The organism is Rhodanobacter thiooxydans (assembly GCF_030291135.1).
GTDB classification, from domain to species: Bacteria; Pseudomonadota; Gammaproteobacteria; order Xanthomonadales; family Rhodanobacteraceae; genus Rhodanobacter; species Rhodanobacter thiooxydans_A.
On record NZ_CP127409.1, the window covers coordinates 3,387,812 to 3,406,664 of the forward strand.

Below are 18,853 nucleotides of genomic sequence, written 5' to 3' on the forward strand. Positions count from 1 at the left end.
GGCGCCCATCGTAGCGTGCGCCGTCTTCACATGTCGGCGCGTAGGGTCGAACCGAGCCGGCGGTCGCAGCCCTCGCACGGGTTCCCGCTGGCGCTCCGCCCACATGGACGCCTCGTGGCCGATTCCGCGAGGCCCAAGGAAAACCGCTTTTGAACATCGGCAACCTCCTCGACCGGCTCAAGCTGCGCAGGCTGAATGCGTTCCGCCGGCGCCGCGCCGCCGCACGCACGCGGCCGGAGCAGGAACCGGCGCTGCGCGCGGAGTTGTTCAGCGCCGAGCAGATGGAGCGGCACGGCCGCGCGCTGGCCGGCCAGCACCGGCTCGGTGCGCGGACCAGCATGGATTCGCTGCTGGTGCGGCTGGACGACAACGAGGCGGTGCTGACCCACACCTGCGAGCGGCTGACCGACGCCACCCGCAAGCGGCGGCGGATCACCCCGGCCGCCGAGTGGCTGCTGGACAATTTCTACCTGGTCGAGGAGCAGGTGCGGATCGCCCGCCGGCACCTGCCGAAAGGCTACAGCCGCGAACTGCCGCGACTGGCCAGCGGGCCGTCGGCCGGCCTGCCGCGGGTCTACGACATCGCACTGGAAATCATCTCGCACGGCGACGGCCGGGTCGACACGCACATCCTGCAGCGCTTCATCGACGCCTACCAGGAAGTGAGCCCGCTGAAGCTGGGCGAGCTGTGGGCGATCCCGATCATGCTGCGGCTGGCGCTGATCGAGAACCTGCGCCGGGTGGCCGCGCGGGTGATGGCGGACTGGCGCCACCGCGGCAAGGCCGCGCGCTGGGCCGACGCGATGACCGCCACCGCCGGGCGCGAGCCGAACTCGGTGGTGCTGGTGGTGGCCGACATGGCGCGTTCGGACCCGCCGATGAACGGCCCGTTCGTGGCCGAGATGGCGCGCCGGCTGCAGGGCCAGAGCCCGGCACTGGCGCTGCCGTTGAGCTGGATCGAGCAGCGCCTGGCCACCTCGGGGCAGAGCATCGAGCACCTGGTGCAGCTGGAGGCGCAGCAGCAGGCCGCCAACCAGGTCTCGATCAGCAACAGCATCGGCAGCCTGCGCACGCTGTCGGCGATCGACTGGCGCGACTTCGTCGAGCAGTGCAGCCTGGTCGAGCACGGCCTGCGCGAGGACCCGGCCGGCGTCTATGCGGCGATGGATTTCGCCACCCGCGACCGCTATCGCCACGTGGTCGAGGCGATGGCGCGGCGGCACCGGCTGACCGAGCTGCAGGTGGCCGAAGCGGCGATCGCACTGAGCCAGGCCGCGGCACCCACCGACAGCAGCGTGCCGCTGCCGCAGCACGTCGGCTACTACCTGATCGATCGCGGCCGGCCGCGGCTGGAACAACAGCTGGGCATCCACCCGCCGCTGCGCGAGACGCTGCGCCGCGGCTTCGACCGCGCGCCACTGCCGATCTACCTGGGCCTGCTGGCATTGCTCACCTTCGCCTTCGCGCAGCCGCTGGTGGCCGTCGCCGCGCACCAGCACTGGTCGACGTGGGCGCTGGCCGCGCTGGCGGTGCCCGCGGCGATCCTGGCCAGCCAGCTGGGGCTGAGCCTGCTCAACTGGATCGCCACGCTGTCGATCGCGCCGCGGCAGCTGCCGCGGATGGATTACTCGCACGGCATTCCGGCCAACGCGCGCACGCTGGTGGCGATCCCCAGCCTGATCGCCAGCGCACAGGACGTCGACGAACTGGCCGAAGCGCTGGAGGTCCGCTTCCTCGGCAACCGCGACGAGCACCTGCACTTCGCCCTGCTCACCGACTTCGCCGACGCCGCGCACGAGACCCTGCCCGACGACGAGGCGCTGCTGCGGCGCGCGCAGCGGCGCATCGAGGCGCTCAATGAGCGCTACGCCAGCGCCAGGGCCGACCGCTTCTTCCTGTTCCACCGGCCGCGCCGCTGGAATCCGGGCGAGCAATGCTGGATGGGCCACGAGCGCAAGCGCGGCAAGCTGGCCGACTTGAACGCGCTGCTGCGCGGCAACGCGCACGGCCGCTTCATGCTGATCGTGGGCGACATCGCGTCGCTGGGCCCGGTGCAATACGTGATCACCCTGGACACCGACACCGAACTGCCGCGCGACGCGGCGCAGGCCTTCGTAGGCACCATCGACCACCCGCTCAACCGCGCCGTGTACGACCCTGTCCTGCGCCGCGTGGTCAGCGGCTACGCGATCCTGCAGCCACGCGTGGGGATCAGCCTGCCCAGCACCGCGCGCTCGCGCTACGCCCAGCTGTACGGCAGCGACGCCGGCATCGACCCGTACACGCAGATGGTCTCGGACGTGTACCAGGACGTGTTCGGCGAGGGCTCGTTCATCGGCAAGGGCATCTACGCGATCGACCCGTTCGAGCGCGCCCTGGACGGCCGCTTTCCGGACAACCGCATCCTCAGCCACGACCTGGTCGAAGGCTGCCACGCGCGCGCGGGCCTGCTCAGCGACGTGCAGCTGTTCGAAAGCTACCCGGCGCGCTACGGCGCCGACGTGAAGCGCCGCCACCGCTGGATCCGCGGCGACTGGCAGCTGCTGCCGTGGCTGCTGCCGTGGGCGCCGACCGCGCACGATGGCTGGCGCCGCAACGCGCTGACCGCGCTGTCGCGCTGGAAGATCCTCGACAACCTGCGCCGCAGCCTGGTGCCGGTGGCGCTGCTGGTGCTGCTGGTGGTCGGCTGGCTGCTGATCGGCACGGTGCTGTCGTGGACCCTGGCGGTGCTGTCGATGGTGCTGCTGCCGCCGCTGCTGGCGGCCCTGCTGGAACTGGTGCAGAAGCCACGCGAGGTGCAGCTCGACCAGCACCTGCGCGCCGGCTTCCAGGCCGGCCTGCAGCATCTGGCGCGGATGGCGCTGGGGCTGGCGTGGCTGCCGCACGAGGCGCTGTACCACCTCGACGCGATCGTGCGCACGCTGTGGCGGGTGACGGTCAGCCAGCGCCACCTGCTGCAGTGGCAGACCTCCAGCGAGGTCGAGCGGCGCAGCGGCAACGCGCCGGCCGCGCTGTGGCGGCTGATGGGGATCGGCCCGGCACTGGCGCTGCTGCTGGGCGTGGTGCTGGCGCATGAGCGTCCGCTGGTGCTGTGGCTGGCCGCGCCGTTGCTGCTGCTGTGGCTGGTCTCACCCGCGATCGCGTGGTGGATCAGCCAGCCGCGCGTGCCGGGCGCCTTCGCGCCGAGCACGGCGCAGCAGCGCTTCCTGCGCACGCTGGCGCGGCAGACCTGGGCCTTCTTCGACACCCACGTCGGCGCCGCCGAGCACTGGCTGCCACCGGACAACTTGCAGGAGCAACCCGGCCCGGCGATCGCCCACCGCACCTCGCCCACCAACATCGGCCTGGCGCTGCTGGCGAACCTGGCCGCGCACGACTTCGGCTTCCTCGGCAGCGGCCGCCTGCTCGAACGCACCGGCCACACGCTGGCCACCATGCAGCAGCTGCCGCGCCACCGCGGCCACTTCTACAACTGGTACGACACGCAGAGCCTGCAGCCGCTGGCGCCGCTGTACGTCTCGGCGGTGGACAGCGGCAACCTCGCCGGCCACCTGCTGACCCTGCGCCCCGGGCTGGAGGAACTGGCCGACCAGCCGGTGTTCCAGCCGCGCGTGCTGCACGGCCTGCGCGACACGCTGGCGCTGCTGCACGACACCCTGGATCCCGACCTCTCGCGCGCGCTGGACCCGCTCGACCGGCAGCTGCAGGAGAGCCTGGCTACGCCACCGGCGCGCACCGGCGCGGCCAGCGCGCTGCTGCTGCAACTGCGCGGCCACGCGCAGGCGCTGGTACCGCGGCTGGAGACCGAACCCGGCAGCGAGGCGCGCTTCTGGCTCGACGCGCTGCTCGCGCAGTGCGACGAACTGTGCGCCGAGGCCGCCGCGTTCGAGCTGGACCCGCCGGCCGACGACGTGGCCGGCTTCGAGGGCATCCCCACGCTGCGCCAGCTGGCGCGGATCGAACCGCTGGCGTGGCCCGCCGGGGCCGACGCCGAAGGCGTGCGCGAACGCGCGCGCGAACGCCTCGCCGTGATCGTGCAGCTGGCTCAGCAGGCCGGCGAACTGGCGCTGATGGACTACCGCTTCCTGTACGACAGCGCGCGCGACCTGCTGGCGATCGGCTACAACGTGGACCAGCGCCGGCTCGACGCCAGCTACTACGACCTGCTGGCGTCGGAGGCGCGGCTGGCCAGTTTCGTCGGCATCGCGCAGGGCCAGTTGCCGCAGGACAACTGGTTCGCGCTGGGCCGCCTGCTCACCACCGTGGGCGGCGAGCCGGTGCTGCTGTCGTGGACCGGCTCGATGTTCGAGTACCTGATGCCGCTGCTGGTGATGCCCGGCTACGAAGGCACCCTGCTCGACCAGACCTGCCGCGCGGCGGTGGCGCGGCAGATCGAATACGGCAACCAGCTCGGCGTGCCGTGGGGCGTTTCCGAGTCCGGCTACAACACGCTGGACGCGCACTTCACCTACCAGTACCGCGCATTCGGCGTGCCCGGGCTGGGCCTGAAGCGCGGGCTGGGCGACGACGTGGTGGTGGCGCCGTACGCCACCGCGCTGGCGCTGATGGTGGCGCCGGCGGCGGCCACCAAGAACCTGCAGCGGCTGGCCGAGGCCGGCGCGCGCGGCCGCTACGGCCTGTACGAGGCGATCGACTACACCCCGGCGCGGCTGCCGCTGGGCCAGGACTCGGCGCTGGTGCGGCAGTTCATGGCGCACCACCAGGGCATGAGCCTGCTCGCGCTGGGCCACGCGCTGCTGGGCCGGCCGATGCAGCGGCGCTTCGAATCCGACCCGCAGTTCCAGGCCACCAGCCTGCTGCTGCAGGAGCGCGTGCCGAAGACCGCGGCGGAATACCTGCACGCCTCCGGCTTCCCCGAGTCGGACGGCAGCCCGCGACCGGCCGAGGCGCGGCTGCGCGTGTTCGCCGACCCGGACCGCGCGCGCCCGGCGGTGCAGCTGCTGTCGAACGGCCGCTACCACGTGATGCTGTCCAGCGCCGGCGGCGGCTACAGCCGGCGCGGCGAGCTGGCGCTGACGCGCTGGCACGAAGACATCACGCGCGACGCCTGGGGCATGTTCTGCTACCTGCGCGACGTGGCCAGCGGCGAGTGCTGGTCCACCGCCTACCAACCCACCTTGAAGAAGACCGAGCAGTTCGAGGCGATCTTCTCCGACGCGCGCGCCGAGTTCCGCGTGCGCGAGCGCGAGTTCGACGCGCACACCGAGATCGTGGTGTCGCCGGAAGACGACATCGAGCTGCGCCGCACGCGCATCGGCAACCGCAGCCGCACGCGGCGCACGATCGAGCTGACCAGCTACGCCGAGGTGGTGCTGGCGCCGCCACTCGCCGACGCGGCGCACCCGGCCTTCAGCAAACTGTTCGTGCAGACCGAGCTGGTGCCGGCGCTGCAGGCGATCGTGTGCACGCGCCGGCCACGCTCGGCCGACGAGCAGGTGCCGTGGATGTTCCACCTGCTGGCGGTGCACGACGCCGACATCGACGCGATCTCCTACGAGACCGACCGCGCCCGCTTCATCGGCCGCGGCCGCAGCACGGCCGAGCCGCAGGCGCTCGACCGCGAGCAGGCGCGGCTGTCCGACAGCGCCGGTTCGGTGCTCGACCCGATCGTGGCGATCCGCTGCCGCATCACGCTGGAGCCGGAGCAGTCGGCCACCATCGACTTCGTCACCGGCTACGCCGCGCAGCGCGACGGCTGCCTGCAGCTGATCGGCAAGTACCGCGACCGCCACCTCGCCGACCGCGTGTTCGACCTGGCCTGGACGCACAGCCAGGTGCTGCTGCGCCAGCTCAACGCCAGCCTCGCCGACGCGCAGCTGTACGAACACATGGCCACCGGCATCCTGTACCCGAACGCCGGCCTGCGCGCCGAGCCGGCCGTGCTGCGCGGCAACCGTCGCGGGCAGAGCGGGCTGTGGGGGCAGTCGGTCTCCGGCGACCTGCCGATCGTGCTGCTGCAGATCGCCAGCCCGTCGCGGATCGAGCTGGTGCGCCAGCTGGTGCAGGCGCACGCGTACTGGCGGCTGAAGGGGCTGGCGGTGGACCTGGTGATCTGGAACGAGGACCGCGCCGGCTACCGGCAGGAACTGCACGACCAGATCATGGGCCTGATCGCCTCGGGCAGCGAGGCCAGCCTGCTCGACCGCCCCGGCGGCATCTTCGTGCGCCCGGGCCAGCAGCTGTCCGGCGAGGACCGGCTGGTGATGCTGGCCAGTGCGCGGATCGTGCTCAACGACAGCCGCGGCAGCCTGGCCGAGCAGATCGGTCGGCGCCAGGTGGAAACCCATGCGCCGCGTTTCGAGCCGAGCCGGCCGCGGCGCATCGGCAGCGCCACGCTCGCCGCCAGCGCCCGCGCGCCGGCCACGTTGCAGCTGGCCAACCCGCACGGCGGCTTCAGCAGCGACGGCCGCGAGTACGTGATCACCCTGGCCGCCGGCGACAGCACGCCGGCGCCGTGGGCGAACGTGCTGGCCAACCCGCAGTTCGGCACGGTGATCTCCGAGAGCGGCAGCGCCTACAGCTGGGGCGAGAACGCGCACGAATTCCGGCTCACCCCGTGGCACGACGACCCGGTCGGCGACGGCAGCGGCGAGGCGCTGTACCTGCGCGACGAAGAGACCGGCCAGGTATGGTCGCCGACCCCGCTGCCATGCCGCGGCAGCGGCAGCTACGTCACCCGCCACGGCTTCGGCTACAGCGTGTTCGAGCACCACGAGGACGGCATCCACTCCGAACTGTGGATCTACGTGGCACTGGACGCCTCGGTGAAATTCTCGGTACTGAAACTGCGCAACGACTCCGGCCAGCCGCGCCGGCTAAGCGTCACCGGCTACGTCGAATGGCTGCTCGGCGACCTGCGTGCGAAGACCGCGATGCACGTGGTCACCGAGTCGGACCCGGCCAGCGGCGCGCTGTTCGCGCGCAACGCGTACAACAGCGAGTTCCCGAACCGCGTCGCGTTCTTCGACGTGGACGACCCCGCGCGCGGCATCGACGGCGACCGCGGCGAATTCCTCGGCCGCAACGGCAGCATGCGCGCGCCGGCCGGGCTGGGTCGCGCCAACCTGTCCGGCCGGCTCGGCGCCGGGCTCGACCCCTGCGCGGCGCTGCAGACGCTGGTGACACTGGACGACGGCGAGCAGCGCCAGCTGATCTTCCGCCTCGGCCTGGGCCGCGACGCCGCCGAGGCCAGCGCGCTGGTGCAGCGCTTCCGCGGCAGCGGCAGCGCCGCCGACGCGCTGGACAGGGTGCGCGCGCACTGGGCGCGCGTGCTCGGCGCGGTGCAGGTGCGCACGCCGGAACCCGCGCTCGACGTGCTCGCCAACGGCTGGCTGCTGTACCAGACCATCGCCTGCCGGATCTGGGCACGCAGCGGCTACTACCAGAGCGGCGGCGCGTTCGGCTTCCGCGACCAGCTGCAGGACTCGATGGCGACGCTGCACGCCGCGCCCACGCTGGCGCGCGCGCAGCTGCTGCTGTGCGCCGCGCACCAGTTCGCCGAGGGCGACGTGCAGCACTGGTGGCACCCGCCGCTGGACCGCGGCGTGCGCACCACCTGTTCCGACGACTACCTGTGGCTGCCGCTGGCCATCGCGCGCTACGTGCTGGCCAGCGCCGACCGCGGCGTGCTGGACGAATGCGTCGGCTACATCGAGGGCCGCCCGCTGCACGACGGCGAGGAGTCGTACTACGACCTGCCGCAGCCCTCGGCCCTGCGCGAAACGCTGTATCGGCACGGCGTGCGCGCGCTCGAGCGCAGCTTCAGCCGGCGCGGCGCGCACGGCCTGCCGTTGATCGGTGGCGGCGACTGGAACGACGGCATGAACCGGGTCGGCGAACAGGGCCGCGGCGAAAGCGTGTGGCTGGGCTTCTTCTCCTGCGAAGTGCTGCAGCGCTTCGCCGAAGTGGCCCAGCTGCACGACGACGAGCCGTTCGCGCAACGCTGCGCAGGCGAAGTGGCCAGGTTGCGCACCGCGCTGGAACAGCACGGCTGGGACGGCGCCTGGTATCGCCGCGCCTACTTCGACGACGGCACGCCGCTCGGCTCCGCCGGCAACGACGAATGCCGCATCGACTCGATCGCGCAGAGCTGGTCGGTGCTGTCAGGCATCGGCGCGCCGGCACGGCAGCGACAAGCGATGGCGTCGCTGGATGCGCACCTGGTGCGCCGCGACGCCGGCCTGGTGCAACTGCTGACCCCGCCGTTCGACCAATCCGCGCTCGACCCCGGCTACATCAAGGGCTACCTGCCCGGCGTGCGCGAGAACGGCGGCCAGTACACGCATGCGGCGATCTGGGCCACCATGGCCTTCGCCCAGCTCGGCGACAGCGCGCGCGCGTGGGAACTGCTGCGCATGATCAACCCGGTCAGCCACGGCCTCGACGCCGCGCAAATGGACGTCTACAAGGTCGAACCCTACGTGGTCAGCGCCGACGTCTACGCGGTAGCCCCGCACACCGGCCGCGGCGGCTGGAGCTGGTACACCGGCTCCGCCGGCTGGATGTACCGGCTGATCGTGGAATCGCTGCTGGGCCTGCGCCTGGAAGCCGGCCAGCTGCACTTCGCCCCGGTGCTGCCGCCGGAGTGGGAAGGTTTCACCATCGACTACCGCCACCGCGACACGCTCTACCGAATCCACCTGCGCCAGAGCGACGCCGGCACAACAAGCACGCTATGGCTGGACGGCACCGCGCAGGCCAATGGCTGCATCCCGCTGGCCGACGACGGCGCGGAGCACAGCGTGGAACTGAACTGGCCGCGCCGCCCATGAAGCCGGCCGCAACGGCATGCCCCAGCGCTCAACGGTCCAATGGGCTCAACACGCCGTGGCCGCCGCGATTGAGCACGTGCGTATAGATCTGGGTGGTGGCGACGTCCTTGTGGCCGAGCAATTCCTGGATCGTGCGGATGTCCTGACCCGCCTCCAGCAGGTGGGTGGCGAACGAGTGGCGCAGGGTGTGGCACGTCGCCGGCTTGACGATGCCGGCCTTGAGCCGCGCATTGCGCACCGCGCGCTGCAGGCCGGCCTCGTCCACATGATGGCGCCGCCGCTCGCCGTCGCGCGGATCACGCGACAGTTGCTCCGACGGAAACACGTACTGCCAGCCGGGCTCGCGCGGCGCCGACGGATACTTGCGTGCCAGCGCATGCGGTAGCCACACCGCGCCCAGGCCCGCCGCCAGATCCTGCTGGTGGATCAAACGCACCCGCTCCAGCTGCGCCTGCAGCGCCTCGCGCAGGCGTCGCGGCAACGGCACATGCCGGTCCTTGCCGCCCTTGCCATCGCGCACGCAGATCTGGTTCAGCTCGAAATCCACGTCCTTCACGCGCAGGCGCACGCACTCCATCAGCCGCATACCCGAGCCGTACAACAGCGAGGCCATCAAACCGAAGCGCCCATCCAGCCAAGCGGTTCGTACAAGTTCTAGACGGTGGCACTTGTTACTTCGAACTCAAATACAATCCAAAAACTAAGACGTTTTACGAACTCGGGTTCAACGGCGTAGCGTAACGCGCTGTGGCACCTAACCAGTCATCCAAGCGGACGGCTTCGCCGCCGCTTAATTCCAGCGTTAGACCGCAATGACACAAACTAACTCACGCATTTGGAATATCTTGTGGTGGTCCTATTTCGCCCTGTTAGCCATCGCTACGATTTCGTCATGGTTTCGCGTTCACTCTTTGTCTGACGCGCTGTTGGCTGTGTTCGGAGGTTTCGGACTTGTAGGTCTTTGGGGTTACCTGCGCCGGGTCAACATAGGTTGGCCCAAATTTTGGATCGCGTATTTCGTACTGTTCACAACGTACGCTCTCTACAGCATTGGCCTAATTGCATGGCTCGCTTGGCAGGCGCATGCGGTAACTTACTACTACGTAGCCATTGGTGCGGCCTTGCTTGTCACACCTCAATGCTTGGCGTTATGGCGTTATGGATTTCGTAGCGGCTCACTCTGGCGGGCCGCGTAGGCTGCGGTCTAACATTTCGTTCAAGGCGGACGGCTTCGCCGCCGCTTAACTCCAGCGTTAGGCGCCTATGCAAAGTAATCACATGCCAAGCCCTCAGTACCTGATAGCTCACGCCTGCTTTGGTTGCCACAAGAGCTTCAAAGTGGCCCCGCGCCAAGACGGCACGGCCATTTGTCCAAACTGCGGTGGTCAGCTGCACCAGATGGGCCGATCGTTCAAGGCACCGCCAGCCAAGGATGCCGAGCAATGGGCCAAAGTGCAGGCTTTGTACAACGCTGGCTTTCGCTTTTTTAGTTATCGCAGCACATCCGGGCCTCCACTACCGGCTAAGCTCTCGGAGGTCGAGTCCTTCATCCAAGACAATCCGACGCATCCACTCCGCGTAGCGGCGCCTAACATCTCGTTCGAGGCGGACGGCTCCGCCGCCGCTCAACTCAAGCGTTAGGCATCAAGGGGATGCGTACCGTGAACTGGAACAAGATCGTTAAGCTCGCACTGGCTCTGCTCTTGGGACAGTTCACCATCGGCCTTCTTGAAGGTGCCTTCATGCCCCCGGGCTTGGGTGGGGTGTGGGACATCGTCAGCGCCGCAGGTTCATTTGTTGTCTGTGCCGTGATATTTGCTTACTTCGCAAACAACCAGCCAAACAAGCCTTTCGTTCATGCTTGGCTAGCTGTTCTAGTTTGTGTGGTAGTCGCCGGCGTACTTGTGCGAGTACTTGCGGATTGGTTTGAGGCTGCACCATGGCTTGTGGTTATGATTGAGTGGGTTGCTCTCGTCCTGGCTCTACTTGTTGGCACTTCAATCGGTTCAGCTCGTAGGCTCCGCGGGGTCAATCCTGCTGAGGCCTAACAGTTCGTTCAAGGCGGACGGCTACGCCGCCGCTTAACTCCAGCGTTAGCGCTCAAGATGAACTTTCCCAAATATTGGCAGGCCTTCGTTAGCGCCCACGAGCTTGTTGGGGCGTCGGCTTGCGTCGACGAGGAGCACGACCTCTCGGGTATGGGTGTAGAGCTCACTTTCCTAACGGAGCTGCAAGCACACGAAGAACTCACTCTTTGTTGGCCTGGTATCGGCGTGGCTGCTGACGGTTACATGCCCGTTGCGTGGTGTTCTGAGGGTAGTGGCGACTACTACTACATCAACAGCAGCGACGGTGCCAACGGACCGCTTTACCGCATCTACCATGACTCGGTCGATCCGCAAGGTTATGATCCGGAAGAAGCCGTAGCCAAGGTCTTCGAGAACTACGAGGCGATTCTTGACTATGTTGAGCGCTAACAACTCGTCCAAGCGGACGCGCGAAAAGCCGCGCGCCGCTTAACTCCAGCGTTAGACGCTTCTTGGAGGCATCGTATGAAGTCTGACAATTTTCCGATCGCGGCCTCTGTTGCGCTCGCAGTTGGAATTTTGCAGACTTTCCTTCTGCAGTACTTCGACGCCTACATATCAGCCTATTCCCCAGTTCCTATCTGGCTCGCTTCGCATGTTGTGACGAGCTTCTTTTTGCTCTTGCTATTGTCCTTATATATCTGGACCGTCAGCATTTTGCCCTGCCTTCCAGCCGCCTATATCTTATGCAAATTGCGTCCACGCAAGCTCTCCGTCTACCTAATTCTTGCTGTTGTTCCAAGCTTTCTCTGGCAACACCGCCTTTTATTCAGCGAGCCCGCTCGATTTGGTCATTTCATGGTTATTTTTGACAGTGTCCTGCCTGCTTTGTTCATGCTTCCAGCGGCGGCAGCAATCGTTCGCTTGTCCACGAAGAGCAGGTCACATCTACGCACGCCATGGTCACAAAGGCCGCACGCCTCCAAGCAGTTAACCGTTCCAACAAGTATCTGAGTCCAGCATTCTTTATTGTCACGGGTGTCTTGTTCGCCACATGGGGCTTCGTGAGCGACCGTGGCGTGGCAAATTTCACCTTTGGCCTTGGCGTCGTCTTCCTCTTGTATGGCGCTTTCCTTCTAAGTGCTGTCCGCAAAGCGTATGCGCGGCCTCAGGCCTAACATCTCGTTCAAGGCGGACGGCTACGCCGCCGCTTAACTCCAGCGTTAGTCGGTAGCTCGTGGTGGTTCTTCGTCGCATGTGTTTCGCCCAGCTTCGCGCTGACTTGTCGTCCGTCGCCGCAGCAGCTTTTCGCGCGGCGGCGTCGCAAGCCCTCAGCTTTCAGAGCTGGTAGTTTTGGAGTAGTTGGTTGTTCAAGCGGTGCGCTCGTCGTGGCAGTCGTTGACACCCGAGCAAGCGGCGTCGCAACCGTCTAACTCCTCGTCCAAGCGGACGCGCGAAAAGCCGCGCGCCGCTTAACTCAGGCGTTAGCGGTAGCTCGTGGTGGTTCTTCGTTGCATGTGTTTCGCCCAGCTTCGCGCTGGCTTGTCGTCCGTCGCCGCAGCAGCTTTTCGCGCGGCGGCGTCGCAAGCCCTCAGTCTCCAGAGCTGGTAGTTTGGGGGTAGTCGATTGCTCAAGCGGTGCGCTCGTCGTGGCAGTCGTTGTCGCCCGAGCAAGCTTCGTCGCAACCGTCTAACTACTCGTTCAAGGCGGACGGCTTCGCCGCCGCTTAACTCAAGCGTTAGCGTGCAAATGAAGAATTTCGCAATCGGGTTGCTGCTTTCTGCAAGTCTGCTCTTTGCTGGCTGCGCAACCCGGTCACCGGCGCAAATCTACAGGGGCAGCTAGGGGAGCAGGTATTGAACAAGTCTGTTGCTAGCTCGTTACTCGCGATGCACGCCCTCGGGAATGTTGCTGCATTCATGTCCAATCCCGACTATTACCTGTGGGCAATTTTCTCTGTGCTTTCCTTGGCGGTCTGTTGCTTTCTAGTCAACAAGCAAGTTGCCAAGCTCGTTGTGCTCTCTTACCTTGCAATCGGCCTGTATAGCTTCATCGTGGGCATCGCCTTCTTCGACCAAGGGCAACTGAGCGGTGTTGGTGTCTTTGCACTCGTTCTCGTCTTTCCGCCAGTGTTCTACGTGGTCTATCGAGTTTACTCATCCAAGCCAAGCGCGGGTAACGTAGCTTCCGGGGTGGCCTAACCACTCGTTCAAGGCGGACGGCTACGCCGCCGCTCAACTCCAGCGTTAGCGCCTATGAACATCTTCGCCCTATTACTCGGAGCCACCATCGGATTGTTGAGCTGGTCGTTCCTCACACGTTTCTCCTACGCTGTTCATGACGCCACAAACAAGACCACTCTTGCCGCCAAGCTGGGCGATCCAAGTGGTGGCTCACTCGCCAAAATGTTGTGGTGGGTTACAGGGGCATCCGTCGTCTGGCTCGCGGTTTTCACAGGAGCATGCTTGCACTTTGCGCACTCGGATTCGTCCCAACAGTTCCTGGCGTGGTTCTTTGGTGGCATCGCAACCACACCTGCGTTTATCGCATTCACTACTACCAGATGGTTGCGTCGCTTCAAGCAGCACAATGCCAAGCGCGCGCAGCTCTAACATCTCCTTGGGAGACTTCCCGTCAACCCCGTGCGCATGATGCTTTTGCCCTGAGCTTTCGGGCGACTGCTGGTAGTCGTGTTGTCCTTGGTGTGGCGTGCTGCTTTGTCAGTTGGATGCGGCGTCGAACGTTGCCTGACTGCATTTCCCTGGATGGTCTTGTCGGGTCGATGTTGCCGGCCCGGACCAGGGTAGGGCACGCCATCGCGGCGTGGCCGCGGTCGCGGCCCGGCGCGATGGCCGCCACACAAGCGCGGCCTGACTTATGCATCGACTTAACCTGCCGACGTGCAGGCTGGAAAGTAGACCCGATGTCCGGCATGTTGGCGAAGCCCCGCCATGCCGCATCGCCTGCCGCCCGCACACGTCGGGCAGCAACACCCGCCAACCCCATGGAGAACACCCCCGCCATGCCGCCTCCCCGCTCGGATGCTCTGGTCTTTTTCGGCGCCACTGGCGACCTGGCCTACAAGAAGATCTTTCCGGCACTGCAGGCGATGATGCTGCGCGACGGGCTGGACCTGCCGATCATCGGCGTGGCGCACTCGGGCTGGAACGTGGAACAACTGCGCCGGCGCGCGCACGACAGCCTGGCGCAGGCGGCGCAGGCGCAGGGCGGCGCCATCGACGAGGCGGCGTTCGCGAAGCTGGCGGCGCGCCTGCAGTATGTCGACGGCGACTACAACGACGCGGCCACGTTCCGCCAGCTGAAGCAGGCGCTGGGCGCGGCGCAGCGGCCACTGCACTACCTGGCGATTCCGCCCGGGCTGTTCGGGGTGGTGGCGAAAAGCCTCAAGCAGGCCGGCTGCGCGGACGATGCGCGGATCGTGGTGGAGAAGCCGTTCGGCCGCGACCTGGCCTCGGCGCAGGCGCTCAACCGCACGCTGCACGAGGTGTTCCCGGAATCGGCGATCTTCCGCATCGACCACTACCTGGGCAAGGAGCCGGTGCAGAACCTGTTGTACTTCCGCTTCGCCAACACCGTACTGGAACCGGTGTGGAACAACCGCTACGTGGACCGCGTGCAGATCACCATGGCCGAGCAGTTCGGCGTGGACGGCCGCGGCGCGTTCTACGAGGGCGTCGGCGCGATTCGCGACGTGCTGCAGAACCACCTGCTGCAGGTGACCTCGCTGCTGGCGATGGACGCGCCGATCGGCAGTGAGCCGGAAGCGCTGCGCACCGAGAAGCTGCGGCTGTTCCGCGCGATGCGCCCGCTCGATCCGGCCGAGGTGGTGCGCGGCCAGTTCAAGGGCTACCGCGAGGTCGACGGCGTGGCCGCCGATTCCAACGTGGAGACCTTCGTGGCGCTGCGCCTGTACATCGACACCTGGCGCTGGGCCGGCGTGCCGTTCCACATCCGCGCCGGCAAGAAGCTGCCCGTCACCACCACCGAGGTGATGGTGGACATGAAGGTGCCGCCGCTGTCGGTGTTCGACGCAATCGGCGCGGCGCAGTCGAACTATTTCCGCTTCCGGCTCAGCCCGGAGGTGATCATCGCCGCGGGCATGCGGGTGAAGCAGCCCGGCGAGGAGATGCGCGGGGAGCCGGTGGAGCTGGTCATGCGGCACGACCTGGCGCCGGAGAAGTCGCCGTACGAGCGCCTGCTCGGCGACGCGATCCGCGGCGACAACGCGCTGTTCACCAGCGACGAATGCGTGGAGGCGGCGTGGGCGGTGGTGGACCGCGTGCTGGCCCACGAGGGCGCGGTGGATGTCTACGAGCCGGGCAGCTGGGGTCCGGCCGGAGCCGACCGCATCGCGGGCGACGAAGGCTGGCACGAGCCGCGGGCGGAGGAGGGCAAGCCATGCTGAGCGGCCCCGCCGCCGAAGCCGCCGCGGTGGTGTTCCTGCTCGACGTGGACAACACCCTGCTCGACAACGACCTCTTCGGCGCCGACCTCGGCGCCACCCTGGAGGCGACCTTCGGCGTTGGCGAACGCGCACGCTACTGGGCGATCTACGAGGAGCTGCGCGAGCAGTGCGGCTTCGCCGACTACCTCGGCACGCTGCAGCGCTTCCGCGCCGGCCTGGACAACGACCCATCGCTGCTGCAGATGTCCGGCTACCTGCTGGACTATCCGTTCGCCGACCGCCTGTACCCGCACGCGCTGGAGACCGTGGCGCACCTGCGCACGCTGGGACCCACCGCGATCCTGTCCGACGGCGACGTGGTGTTCCAGCCGCACAAGATCCGCCGCGCCGGGCTGTGGGCAGCGCTGGGCGGCGAGGTGCTGATCTATATCCACAAGCAGCAGATGCTGGTGGCGATGCAGCAGCGCTACCCGGCTGCGCACTACGTGATGGTGGACGACAAGCCGCAGGTGCTGGCCGCGATGAAGCAGTACCTGGGCCGCAAGCTGACCACGGTGTTCGTGCGCCAGGGCCATTACGCGGCCGCCAGCACCGGCGAAACCGTCGAGCCGGCGCCGGACCTCACCATCGCGTGCATCGGCGATCTGCGCCGGCGTAAGCTTGAAGACTTCCTGCCGGGCGCGCCCGCGATCAGCCTGCCGGCGGAATGACATTCGAATCGGAAACATGGAGACAAGCATGAAAGCGACCCGCCAACTGCACGACCTCGGCCAGAGCCTGTGGCTGGACAACATCACCCGCAGCCTGCTCGACGACGGCACGCTGGCGCGCTACGTCGCCGAGGACTCGATCACCGGACTGACCTCGAACCCGAGCATCTTCGACGCGGCGATCGGCAACGGCGACGCCTACGACGCCGGCATCCACGCCAAGGCGCTGGCCAGACTGAGCGGCGAGGCGCTGTTCACCGAGCTGGCGCTGGAAGACCTGCGCCGCGCGGCCGACCTGTTCCGCCCGGTGTTCGACGCCACCGGCCAGGTCGACGGCTGGGTCTCGATGGAGGTCTCGCCGCTGCTGGCAGCCGACACTGCCGGCTCGATCGCCGCGGCGCGCCACATCCACCATCAGGGCCAGCGCGACAACCTGTTCGTGAAGATTCCCGGCACCCCCGAAGGCGTGCCGGCGATCGAGGAGGCGATCTTCCTCGGCATCCCGATCAACGTGACCCTGCTGTTTTCCTGCGCGCAGTACCAGGCGGTGGCCGAGGCCTACCTGCGCGGCATCGAGCGGCGCCTGGCCGCCGGGCTGGACCCGCACGTGGGTTCGGTCGCCTCGCTGTTCATCAGCCGCTGGGACGTGGCCGCCAACAAGCAGTTGCCGGATGCGCTTCACAACAAGCTGGGCATCGCGGTGGGCCAGCAGACCTACCGCGCCTATCGCGAACTGCTGGCCTCGAAGCGCTGGCAGAAACTCGCCGCCGCCGGCGCACGGCCGCAGCGCCTGCTGTGGGCCAGCACCGGCACCAAGGACCCATCCGCGCCGGACACGCTGTACGTCAGCGCGCTGGCCGCGCCGGACACCATCAACACGATGCCGGAGAAGACCCTGCACGCGTTCGCCGACCACGGCCAGCTGCACGGCGTGCTGTCCGACGACGGCGACGATGCGGACGTGGTGCTGGCGCAGATCGCCAGGGCCGGCGTGGATATCGACGCGCTGGCGCAGAAGCTGCAGCGCGACGGCGCCGCGGCGTTCGTGGTCTCGTGGCAGCAGCTGCTGCAGCGGATCGCCGACAAGGCCAACGCGCTGGACAAGGAATCCGAGCTGCCATGAGCGCACCGCGACTGACCCGCCTGCCCCAGTGGCAGGCGTTGCAACGGCATGCCGACACGATCGACCACAAGCATCTGCGCGAATGGTTCGCCGCCGACCCGCAGCGCGGCGAGCGCCTCGTGCTGGAGGATGTCGGCCTGTACCTGGACTACTCCAAGCAGCGCGTGGACGCTGACGCGCTGCGCCTGCTGCGCGAACTGGCCGAGGCCTGCGGCCTGCCGCAGCGGATCGCGGCGATGTTCCGCGGCGAGCGCATCAACACCACCGAGCACCGCGCCGTGCTGCACGTGGCGCTGCGCGCGCCGGCGGACGAGCGGATCCTGATCGATGGCCATGACGTGGTGGCGGACGTGCACGCGGTGCTCGAGCGCATGGCCGCGTTTGCCGAGCGCGTGCGCAGCGGCGCCTGGCTGGGCCACGGCGGCCGGCGCATCCGCAACGTGGTCAGCATCGGCATCGGCGGCTCGGACCTCGGCCCGGTGATGGCGTACGAGGCGCTGCGCAACTACAGCCGCCGCGACATGACGTTCCGCTTCGTCTCCAACGTGGACGGCACTGACTTCGCCGAGGCGGTGCACGGCCTGGACGCGGCCGAGACGCTGTTCATCGTCTGCTCGAAAACCTTCACCACGCTGGAGACGCTGGCCAACGCGCACGCCGCGCGTGCATGGAGCGTGGCCGCGCTGGGCGACGAGGCCGCGGTGGCGAAGCATTTCGTGGCGGTCTCCACCAATGCCGCCGAGGTGGCGAAGTTCGGCATCGACACCGCCAACATGTTCGGCTTCTGGGACTGGGTGGGCGGGCGCTACTCGATGGACTCGGCGATCGGTCTGTCCACCATGCTGGCGATCGGCCCGGAGCATTTCCGCGCGATGCTGGCCGGCTTCCACGCGATGGACGAGCATTTCCGGCATGCGCCGTTCGAGCGCAACCTGCCGGTGCTGATGGGCCTGCTGGCGGTGTGGAACAACAACTTCCTCGACGCTGCCAGCGTCGCGGTGCTGCCCTACGAGCAATACCTGAAGCGCTTCCCGGCCTACCTGCAGCAGCTGACCATGGAGAGCAACGGCAAGCGCGTCACCCGCGACGGCGCCGCGGTGGACTACGCCACCGGGCCGATCTACTGGGGCGAGCCAGGCACCAACGGCCAGCACTCGTTCTACCAGCTGCTGCACCAGGGCACGCGCATCGTGCCGTGCGACTTCATCGGCTTCGGCCAGAGCCTGAACCCCTTGCCCGTACAAGGCGGCGGCGACCAGCACGACCTGCTGCTGGCCAACCTGATCGCGCAGGGCGAGGCGCTGGCGTTCGGCAAGACCGCCGACGAAGTGCGCGCCGCCGGCACCGATGCGGCGCTGGCCCCGCACCGCACCTTCCCTGGCAACCGCCCCAGCACCACGATCCTGGCGCAACGACTGACGCCGCGCGTGCTCGGCAGCCTGATCGCGCTGTACGAGCACAGCGTGTTCGTGCAGGGCGTGATCTGGGACATCGACTCGTTCGACCAGTGGGGTGTGGAATTGGGCAAGCAGCTGGCCAAGACCACCATCGCCGAACTGACCGCGCCCGGTGAGCCGCCGCTCGCCCACGACAGCTCCACCAACAACCTGATTCGCCGCTATCGCGCGTTGCGCGACAACATCTGACTCCCTCCCCTGCTTGCAGGGGAGGGTTGGGGAGGGGTGCTTTTGATCGGGTCTTCGCCAGCCCGAACCACCCCCTCCCGGCCTCCCCCTGCAAGCAGGGGGAGGAGAATGCCAAGGCAGTCACTTGAG

At 67.5% G+C, this 18,853-nt stretch carries 10 protein-coding genes and 1 pseudogene; 10 read left to right on the forward strand and 1 reads right to left on the reverse strand.

Features of this window, described 5'->3' with window-relative positions; genetic code table 11:
- Nucleotides 1-149: 149 nt before the first annotated feature.
- Nucleotides 150-8,792: a GH36-type glycosyl hydrolase domain-containing protein gene (locus tag QQA13_RS15585; RefSeq protein WP_108470271.1), complete on the forward strand. Its 8,643-nt coding sequence runs from the start codon at nt 150-152 to the stop codon at nt 8,790-8,792.
- Between the two features lie 28 nt (nt 8,793-8,820).
- On the opposite strand, the pseudogene QQA13_RS15590 reads toward QQA13_RS15585, so the two are convergent.
- Nucleotides 8,821-9,432, reverse strand: a pseudogene (locus QQA13_RS15590) (integron integrase); the annotation flags it as partial.
- Nucleotides 9,433-10,453: 1,021 nt separating this feature from the next.
- Here QQA13_RS15590 and QQA13_RS15595 point away from each other — a divergent pair.
- The 9 genes from QQA13_RS15595 (at nt 10,454) to pgi (ending at nt 18,724) form a co-directional block, all read left to right on the forward strand.
- Nucleotides 10,454-10,840, forward strand: a complete 387-nt coding sequence (locus QQA13_RS15595) for a hypothetical protein (RefSeq protein ID WP_159082139.1) — start codon at nt 10,454-10,456, stop codon at nt 10,838-10,840.
- Between the two features lie 57 nt (nt 10,841-10,897).
- Complete coding sequence (locus QQA13_RS15600) at nt 10,898-11,269, forward strand: hypothetical protein (protein ID WP_108470269.1); 372 nt, start codon at nt 10,898-10,900, stop codon at nt 11,267-11,269.
- Between the two features lie 75 nt (nt 11,270-11,344).
- Nucleotides 11,345-11,833, forward strand: a complete 489-nt coding sequence (locus QQA13_RS15605) for a hypothetical protein (protein WP_159082138.1) — start codon at nt 11,345-11,347, stop codon at nt 11,831-11,833.
- Nucleotides 11,834-12,675: 842 nt separating this feature from the next.
- The gene (locus QQA13_RS15610; protein WP_159082137.1) at nt 12,676-13,020 is read left to right on the forward strand and encodes a hypothetical protein; all 345 of its coding nucleotides are present in this window, start codon (nt 12,676-12,678) and stop codon (nt 13,018-13,020) included.
- 54 nt (nt 13,021-13,074) lie between these two features.
- Nucleotides 13,075-13,431, forward strand: coding sequence for a hypothetical protein (locus QQA13_RS15615; RefSeq protein ID WP_159082136.1), 357 nt, complete (start codon nt 13,075-13,077; stop codon nt 13,429-13,431).
- A gap of 410 nt (nt 13,432-13,841) precedes the next feature.
- Complete coding sequence (gene zwf, locus QQA13_RS15620; protein ID WP_108470267.1) at nt 13,842-15,245, forward strand: glucose-6-phosphate dehydrogenase; 1,404 nt, start codon at nt 13,842-13,844, stop codon at nt 15,243-15,245.
- Nucleotides 15,239-15,955, forward strand: a complete 717-nt coding sequence (locus QQA13_RS15625; RefSeq protein ID WP_108470266.1) for an HAD family hydrolase — start codon at nt 15,239-15,241, stop codon at nt 15,953-15,955. Before zwf ends, QQA13_RS15625 begins: the two co-directional genes overlap by 7 nt.
- Before the next feature lie 28 nt (nt 15,956-15,983).
- Entirely contained in the window at nt 15,984-17,078 is a 1,095-nt protein-coding gene (gene tal / locus QQA13_RS15630) for a transaldolase (protein WP_108470265.1), read from the forward strand.
- Entirely contained in the window at nt 17,075-18,724 is a 1,650-nt protein-coding gene (gene pgi / locus QQA13_RS15635) for a glucose-6-phosphate isomerase (RefSeq protein WP_108470264.1), read from the forward strand. The genes tal and pgi overlap by 4 nt, the downstream gene beginning before the upstream one ends.
- The last annotated feature ends 129 nt before the right edge of the window (nt 18,725-18,853 follow it).